The 7,363-nt window shown below is 74.0% G+C and carries 6 protein-coding genes; all 6 read right to left on the minus strand.

The window, feature by feature from the left end; all coding sequences use genetic code 11:
- Nucleotides 1-186 precede the first annotated feature (186 nt).
- Nucleotides 187-1,167 carry an NAD-dependent epimerase/dehydratase family protein gene (locus tag ACI79X_RS23250; RefSeq protein WP_457027793.1) on the minus strand — a complete coding sequence of 327 codons (981 nt, stop codon included), beginning with the start codon at nt 1,165-1,167 and terminating at the stop codon, nt 187-189.
- A gap of 32 nt (nt 1,168-1,199) precedes the next feature.
- Nucleotides 1,200-1,880 (minus strand): SemiSWEET transporter, encoded by a 681-nt coding sequence (locus ACI79X_RS23255; RefSeq protein WP_457027794.1) that lies wholly within the window; start codon nt 1,878-1,880, stop codon nt 1,200-1,202.
- A 230-nt stretch (nt 1,881-2,110) separates the two neighbouring features.
- A complete protein-coding gene (locus tag ACI79X_RS23260; RefSeq protein WP_457027795.1) occupies nt 2,111-2,713 on the minus strand; it encodes a ClpP family protease in 603 nt (200 codons plus the stop codon).
- Nucleotides 2,714-2,890: 177 nt separating this feature from the next.
- Nucleotides 2,891-5,773 (minus strand): vitamin B12-dependent ribonucleotide reductase, encoded by a 2,883-nt coding sequence (locus tag ACI79X_RS23265; RefSeq protein ID WP_457027796.1) that lies wholly within the window; start codon nt 5,771-5,773, stop codon nt 2,891-2,893.
- A 134-nt stretch (nt 5,774-5,907) separates the two neighbouring features.
- Entirely contained in the window at nt 5,908-6,447 is a 540-nt protein-coding gene (gene nrdR, locus ACI79X_RS23270) for a transcriptional regulator NrdR (protein WP_457027797.1), read from the minus strand.
- A gap of 466 nt (nt 6,448-6,913) precedes the next feature.
- A partial coding sequence (locus ACI79X_RS23275) for a hypothetical protein (protein WP_457027798.1) occupies nt 6,914-7,363 on the minus strand: 450 nt, incomplete at its 5' end.

A 7,363-nucleotide genomic window follows, 5' to 3' on the forward strand; every position in this document is an offset into this window, starting at 1 on the left:
CCCCCCCCCCCCCCCCCCCCCCCCCCCCCCCCCCCCCCCCCCCCCCCCCCCCCCCCCCCCCCCCCCCCCCCCGCGGCCGGCCCCGGGTCGGCCATCCGGCGGCGGGCCGCCTCGGCGGTGGCCATGCGCGGCTTCGCCGTCGCCCGCAGGTAGGCGGCGACCGCGCGCATCCGGAGGCTCACCCGGTCACCCCCGCACGGTGTACGGGCCGGTCGGCGTCGGGTGGTAGCCCTTCGCGCCGATGCTGCGGGCCAGCTCGCTGCGCGGCGGACGGCCGGCGGCGAGCGCGTCGAGGGCGGCGCGGAAGTCCCACTCCGGCGTCCAGCCGAGGTCGGCGCGGGCGGCGTCGTTGACGTACACGCGGTCGATCGAGGGGAACAGCCGCCAGCCCAGGCGCGCGTAGAGCTCCGGCGCGTCGGGGAAAAGCCGGGCGACGACGGCGGGCGCGTCGGTGCGCAGCTGCGCCAGGTCGCCGCGGCCGAAGGGCGTGGTGGCGCTGACGACGTACCGGCCGAACCGGAGCGCGGGCGCCCGGTCGAGCGCGGCGCGGTGCGCCGAGACGACGTCGGCGAGGTCCACCCGGCGGTACAGGAGCTCGGTCACCTTGACGTTGTCGTCGGCGTAGGCGCCGCGGACGTCGTCGCTGTCGTCGCCCTCCGGGAAGAACCGCGAGGTGCGCAGGACGACGACGGGCAGGCCGGTGTCGCGGGCGACGAGCTCGGCGAGGTCCTCGGCGGCGACCTTGGTGGCGCCGTAGACGTTGCGCACCCGCGGCGGCACCGACTCGTCCACCCACGCGGCGGGCTCCCCCGGCGCGGGCGTCAGCGCGCGGCCGAAGGCGCTGGTGGTGCTGGTGACCACCGCCCGACCGACCCCAGCGGCCGCCGCCTCCTCCAGCACGGTGAGCGTGCCGGTGACGTTGGTGTCGACGAACTCCTGCCGGCTGTGCGTGCCGACGTGCGGCTTGTGCAGCGTCGCGGTGTGCACCAGCGCGTCAGCCCCCTCGAGGGCGGAGCGGACCGCGGCGCGGTCGGTCACCGGGGCGACGACGTCGCTGGTCGGCGACGGCAGCAGGTCCAGGCCGACGACGTCGTCCCCGGCCTCCCGCAGCACGCGCACCAGCGCCTCGCCGAGGTGACCCGAGCTGCCGGTGACCAGGACGCGCACGCGCTCCACCCTGGCACGGCGCACCGTTGCCGTCAGGCGGCAGTCGCCAGGCGGGGGCGCGGCCGGCGGGCGGGCAGCGCCACCACCCGGGCGAGCGGACGGCGGCCGGCCACCACGGCGAGCGTGACCAGCGCGCAGGCGAGGCCCACGGCGGCCGAGGCCGCCATCAGCGGCTGCCCGGTGACCGCGCCGTACCCGGTCCAGGCGGCGCACGAGCCGGCGCCCAGCCACCAGCGCACCGGCGACATGCCGGACAGGTCCTGGCCGCGGTCGCGCAGCAGGGCCAGTGGCTGCGGCAGCGCCGCGGCCGCGCCGACGACGGCGGCGACCGCCGCCAGGACCACCGCGACCCCGGTCGGCGCGACGCCGAGGACCGCGACGGCGACGGCGCAGCCCGCCGTCAGCAGGGTCAGGCCCGCGGCGCCGGAGGCGGTGCGGAGCAGCGCGCGGCGGCTGCGCAGGTCCGGGCGGGCGAGGAGCAGGGCGGCGAGCACCGCGGTGTTGCCCGCGCCGACGACGGTGTTGGTGACCACCTGGGCGGGATCGGCGATGAGGAGCCCGACGGCCAGCCAGGCGAGGTTGAGCGGGGCGGCGAGCCAGGTGCCGGTGGGCGAGAGGCCGCCGGTGCGTCCGTGCCGGCAGGACAGCCAGACCTGCGGCCAGATGACGGAGATGCTGAGGACGGTCGCGACGAGGCCGAGGGCGGCGGGCATGGCGGAGCGGGATCCGTTCGGGTGGTGCGGGCGAGGGCGGCCACCGGCCGGGAGACGGTGCTCCTCCGGGCCGCGGTCCCTCGTCGACGAGCGGATCCGCCGGCACTGCGCGGTGGCCGGACGGGTCATCGGCAATCCGGAACCGGTTCGTCACCCGATCCGCCGGCATCGCGCTGTGACCTCGCTCGCGCCCCCTCCCCCCTTCTCCCGCGCGCCTCCCCGCCGCCCGCTCAGGCGCCCGGGACCGGCAGCGCTGCCGCGGACGAGACGACGTGGTCGACCAGGCCGTAGGCCCGGGCCTCCTCCGGGGTGAACCACCGGTCGCGGTCGGAGTCCCGCTCGATCCGCTCGACGTCCTGGCCGGTGTGCAGGGCCTGCAACTCGTTCACCTGGCGCTTGAGGCGGCGCAGCACGTCGGCCTGGATGGCGATGTCGGACTGGGTGCCACCGACGCCGGCGGAGGGCTGGTGCACCAGGATCCGCGTGTGCGGCAGCGCGTAGCGCTTGCCCGGCGTGCCCGCCGTGAGCAGGAACTGCCCCATCGACGCGGCCATCCCGAACGCGTAGGTGGCGACGTCACAGCCGATGAAGCGCATGGTGTCGTAGACGGCGAGCCCGGCGTCCACGGAACCGCCCGGCGAGTTGACGTAGAGGTGCACGTCGCGGTGCGGGTCGTCGGCGGCGAGCAGGAGCAACCGCGCGCACAGCTGGTTGGCGACGTCGTCGTCGACCGCGGTGCCGAGGACGAGGATGCGCTCGCCCAGCAGCTGGTCGGTGACGGCGTCCTGCAGCGACCGGGAGCCGCTGGTCTCTCGGATGACGGGGTGGGACACGGTGCCTCCTGCGTCGTCGGGACCGGACGACCGCAGTACAGCGGGAATGGTCGGAGAATGCGCCGGGGGAATGGCCGATTACGCTTCCCGCGCATTTCTTGCGCCGAAGGCGAAAAGACCGGTGCCCCGGTCCCGCGCGTGGCGGGACCGGGGCACCGGTCGTGGGTCAGCCGTCGGTCAGCTGCAGCCGCTGGTGGAGCCGCAGCCCTCGCAGACGTAGCAGCTGCCGGCCGGGCGCATCTTCGTACCGCAGGTCATGCACAGCGGCGCGTCGGTGGCGGTGCCGGTGACCAGCTCGAGGAGCTCGGCCGAGGAGTGGGCCTCCTTGACCGACTTCGGCCCCTCGGGGGTGACCTTCTCCTTGGCGACGCTCTTGGTCTCGGCCTCGGTCGGGACCGAACCGCGCAGCGCCTCGACGTCGACCTCCTCCTCGACGACGTCCGCGGTGGACGCCGAGCCGTAGTTACCGGCCACCTGCGCGGCGCGCTCCTCGGCGCTGAAGATGCCGAGGGTGGCGCGGGTCTCGACCGGCAGGTGGTCGAGCGCCAGGCGACGGAAGATGTAGTCCATCACCGACTGGGCGATCCGGATGTCCGGGTCGTCGGTCATGCCGGCCGGCTCGAAGCGCATGTTGGTGAACTTCTGGATGTAGGTCTCCAGCGGCACACCGTGCTGCAGCGCGATCGAGATGCCGATCGAGAAGGCGTCCATGACACCGGCCAGGGTCGAGCCCTGCTTGCCGAGCTTGAGGAACACCTCGCCGAGGCTGCCGTCCTCGTACATCCCGGCCGTCATGTAGCCCTCGGCGCCGGCGACGCTGAACGACGTCGTCATGCTCTGGCGCTTCTTGGGCAGCCGGCGGCGCACCGGGTGCGACGTGGTGGCGACCGGGGCCGCCTCGACCTCGGCCACGGCCTCGGCCTTCTTGGCCTTGGCGTCGGACAGCGGCTGGCCGACCTTGCAGTTGTCGCGGTAGATCGCCAGCGCCTTCAGGCCGAGCTTCCAGCCCTGGAAGTAGATGTTCTCGACGTCCTCGACGGTCGCCGTCTCCGGCATGTTGACCGTCTTGCTGATGGCGCCGGAGATGAACGGCTGCACCGCGGCCATCATCCGGACGTGGCCCATCGGGGAGATGGCCCGCTCGCCCATGGCGCAGTCGAAGACCTCGTAGTGCTCCGGGCGCAGGCTCGGCGCGTCGACGACGTGGCCGTGCTCGGAGATGTACTCGACGATCGCCTCGACCTGCTCGTCCTGGTAGCCCAGGCTCTTGAGCGCCCGCGGGACGGTCTGGTTGACGATCTGCATGGACCCGCCGCCGACCAGCTTCTTGTACTTGACCAGCGAGAAGTCCGGCTCGATGCCGGTCGTGTCGCAGTCCATCATGAAGCCGATGGTGCCGGTGGGGGCCAGCACGGAGGCCTGCGCGTTGCGCCAGCCGTTGTCCGCGCCGATCTCCAGGCACTCCTGCCACTGGGCGGTGGCGACGCGCAGCACGTCGGCGTCGTCGGCGCCGACCGGGCGGATGGCGTCGTTGGCCGCGGCGTGCTTGCGCATGACCCGGGCGTGGGCGTCGGCGTTGCGGGCGAAGCCCTCGTAGGCGCCGACGATGCCGGCGAGCTCGGCGGAGCGCCGGTAGGCGGTGCCGGTCATCAGCGAGGTGATCGCCGCCGCCAGCGTCTGGCCGCCGCGCGAGTCGTAGGCGTGGCCGGTGGCCATGAGCAGCGCGCCGAGGTTGGCGTAGCCGATGCCCAGCTGGCGGTAGGCGCGGGTGGTCTCACCGATCGGCTCGGTCGGGAAGTCGGCGAAGCAGATGGAGATGTCCATCGCCGTGATGACCAGCTCGACGGCCTTGACGAAGGTCTTGGCGTCGAAGGTCCCGTCGTCCTTGAGGAACTTCATGAGGTTCAGGGACGCCAGGTTGCACGAGCTGTTGTCCAGGCTCATGTACTCCGAGCAGGGGTTGGACGCGTTGATCCGGCCCGTCTCGGGGTTGGTGTGCCAGTCGTTGATCGTGTCGTCGTACTGGATGCCGGGGTCGGCGCACTCCCACGCGGCCTGGGTGACCTTGCGGAAGAGCTCCTTGGCGTCGACGGTCTCGATGACCGAGCCGTCGAGGCGCCCGCGCAGGCCGAAGCCGGTGCCGTCCTCCACCGCGCGCATGAACTCGTCGGAGACGCGGACCGAGTTGTTCGCGTTCTGGTACTGGACGCTGGTGATGTCCTTGCCGCCGAGGTCCATGTCGTACCCGGCGTCGCGCAGCGCGCGGATCTTGTCCTCCTCGCGCGCCTTGGTCTCGATGAACTCCTCGATGTCGGGGTGGTCGATGTCGAGGACGACCATCTTGGCCGCGCGCCGGGTGGCGCCGCCGGACTTGATGGTCCCGGCGGAGGCGTCGGCGCCGCGCATGAAGCTGACCGGGCCGGAGGCGGTGCCGCCGGAGGACAGCAGCTCCTTGGAGGAGCGGATGCGGGAGAGGTTCAGGCCGGCACCGGAGCCGCCCTTGAAGATCAGGCCCTCCTCGCGGTACCAGTTCAGGATCGAGTCCATCGTGTCGTCGACGGCGAGGATGAAGCAGGCGCTGACCTGCTGCGGCGCGCTCGTGCCGACGTTGAACCACACGGGGCTGTTGAAGCTGAACACCTGGTGCAGCAGCATCCAGGTGAGCTCGTGCTCGAAGACCTCGGCGTCGCCCTCGGTGGCGAAGTAGCCGTGCTCGCGGCCGGCCGCGCCGTAGGTGAGCACCACGCGGTCGATGAGCTGGCGCAGGCTGGTCTCGCGCTGCGGGGTGCCGACGGCGCCGCGGAAGTACTTGGTCGTGACGATGTTGGTGGCGTTGATGCTCCACTCGGAGGGGAACTCGACGCCGCGCTGCTCGAAGTTGACCGAGCCGTCACGCCAGTTGGTCATGACGACGTCGCGGCGCTCCCACGTCACCTCGTCGTAGGGGTGCACACCGGCGGTGGTGTAGACGCGCTTGATGCGCAGGCCCTTCCCCCGGGTCGGCGCCTTGGCGGCGGCGCGACGCGTACGGCCTGTCACGCGGTCCTCGGTCTCGGTCACGAGCTCTCCCTTGGTGATCGGTGCGGGCGGCTGGGGAAGAGAGCCGCCCCTGTTCTAGCGGGTGGTGCTGACGGTTCTGGCGGTGCTGCGGGGTGCGGTCCGGCGGCGCTGCCGGCGGGTGGTCCCGGGGGTGGTCAGGTGCCGGCCGGCGCGCTGCGGCCGCCGGCCCGGCGGCGCGGCGCCGGGGGCTCGAGCTGCAGGCCGGGCAGGGGCGGGGTGCCGCCGCGGTGGTGGCGCTCCCGGAGCTCGGTGATCTCCTTCTCGAAGTCCTCGACCGAGGTGAAGGCGCGGTACACGCTCGCGAAGCGCAGGTAGGCGACCTCGTCGAGCTCCCGCAGCGGCTGCAGGATGGCGAGGCCCACCTCGTTGCTCGGGACCTCGGCCACGCCGCTGGCGCGGATGGCGTCCTCCACCTGCTGGGCGAGCTGCTGGAGCTGGTCCTCGTCGACCGGCCGGCCCTGGCAGGCCCGGCGCACCCCGGCGACGACCTTCGAGCGGTTGAAGGGCTCGCTGACGCCGCTGCGCTTGACGACGGCGAGGACCGCCTCCTCCACGGTGGTGAAGCGGCGACCGCAGGCCGGGCACGAGCGACGGCGGCGGGTGGTGGCCCCCTCGTCGGCCTCGCGCGAGTCGATCACCCGGCTGTCCGGGTTGTGGCAGAACGGGCAACGCACTGCGGTTCACCTCCTCCGCGGACGGTCGCGGTACCGGTACCCCGGTGCCGGGTGGGTCGTGCCGACGGGCCGCCCGGGCGACCCGTCCGCCGACGGTGGTCTGTGGACCCCGTTGGGGACATCCGGTGGAGACGCCGGGGAAGACCTGAGGACGAGCTGTGGAGGACTTCCATCGGTGCAACTACTAGATGTAGGGGGACAGTAGGCCGCGCTCCACTACATCTGCAAGGCGGGGCCGGGCGTGTCTCTTCCGCCGCGACGAGACCGTGACCCACTGGTGACCAGGCGCGAGCAGTTCTCCCACCCGTCACACGACACGCCGGGACGCCGCGCGTGTCGGCGCGCGGGAGGCCGGGAGGTGTCGTACACGCGACGCCGCGAACAGGCCTCCCCAGGACGCGCGAGGGCCCCGCGGGAGCGGCCGGCGGACCGGCCGCCCGCGGCTGGAGGCGCGAGGAGCGGGCCCTCAGGCGGTGGGGACCGCCGGGCGGCCGACGCGCCGGCCGGGCACGAGGTCGCCGAGCCGGATGGGCCGGGTCAGCAGGTCGGGCTCGGGCGCGGGCACGCGGACGGCGGGGGCGACGACGGTCGCGTCCGCAACCGCCGACACCGCGGCCGGGACCACGGCGGGGGCGACGGCAGGGGTGACGGCGGGGGCCACGACGACCGCGGGCATCTCGGTCGTGAGGGCGCGGTGCCGGCCGGCGTTCGGCTCGGCCGGCGCGCGGTGGCGGCCGGCCGTGGCGGCGCCGACGGCGGGCTGCTCGGCCGTGACGTCGCCGCCGTGCCGGCGGGACCGGCGAGAGGCGCGCCCGCCGGCGGGCGGGCCGGGCGCCGCGGCCACGGCCAGCTGGCGCTCGGGCAGCCGCACCTCCGCCACGCCCACCCACGCGCCGCCGCCCGCTACCACTCCGCG

The organism is Geodermatophilus sp. SYSU D01119 (assembly GCF_054049975.1).

What these genes read in the sequence shown, in the direction of transcription:
- ACI79X_RS23255 (WP_457027794.1), bottom strand. Translation starts at nt 1,880, where the DNA reads ATGCCCGCCGCCCTCGGCCTCGTCGCGACCGTCCTCAGCATCTCCGTC.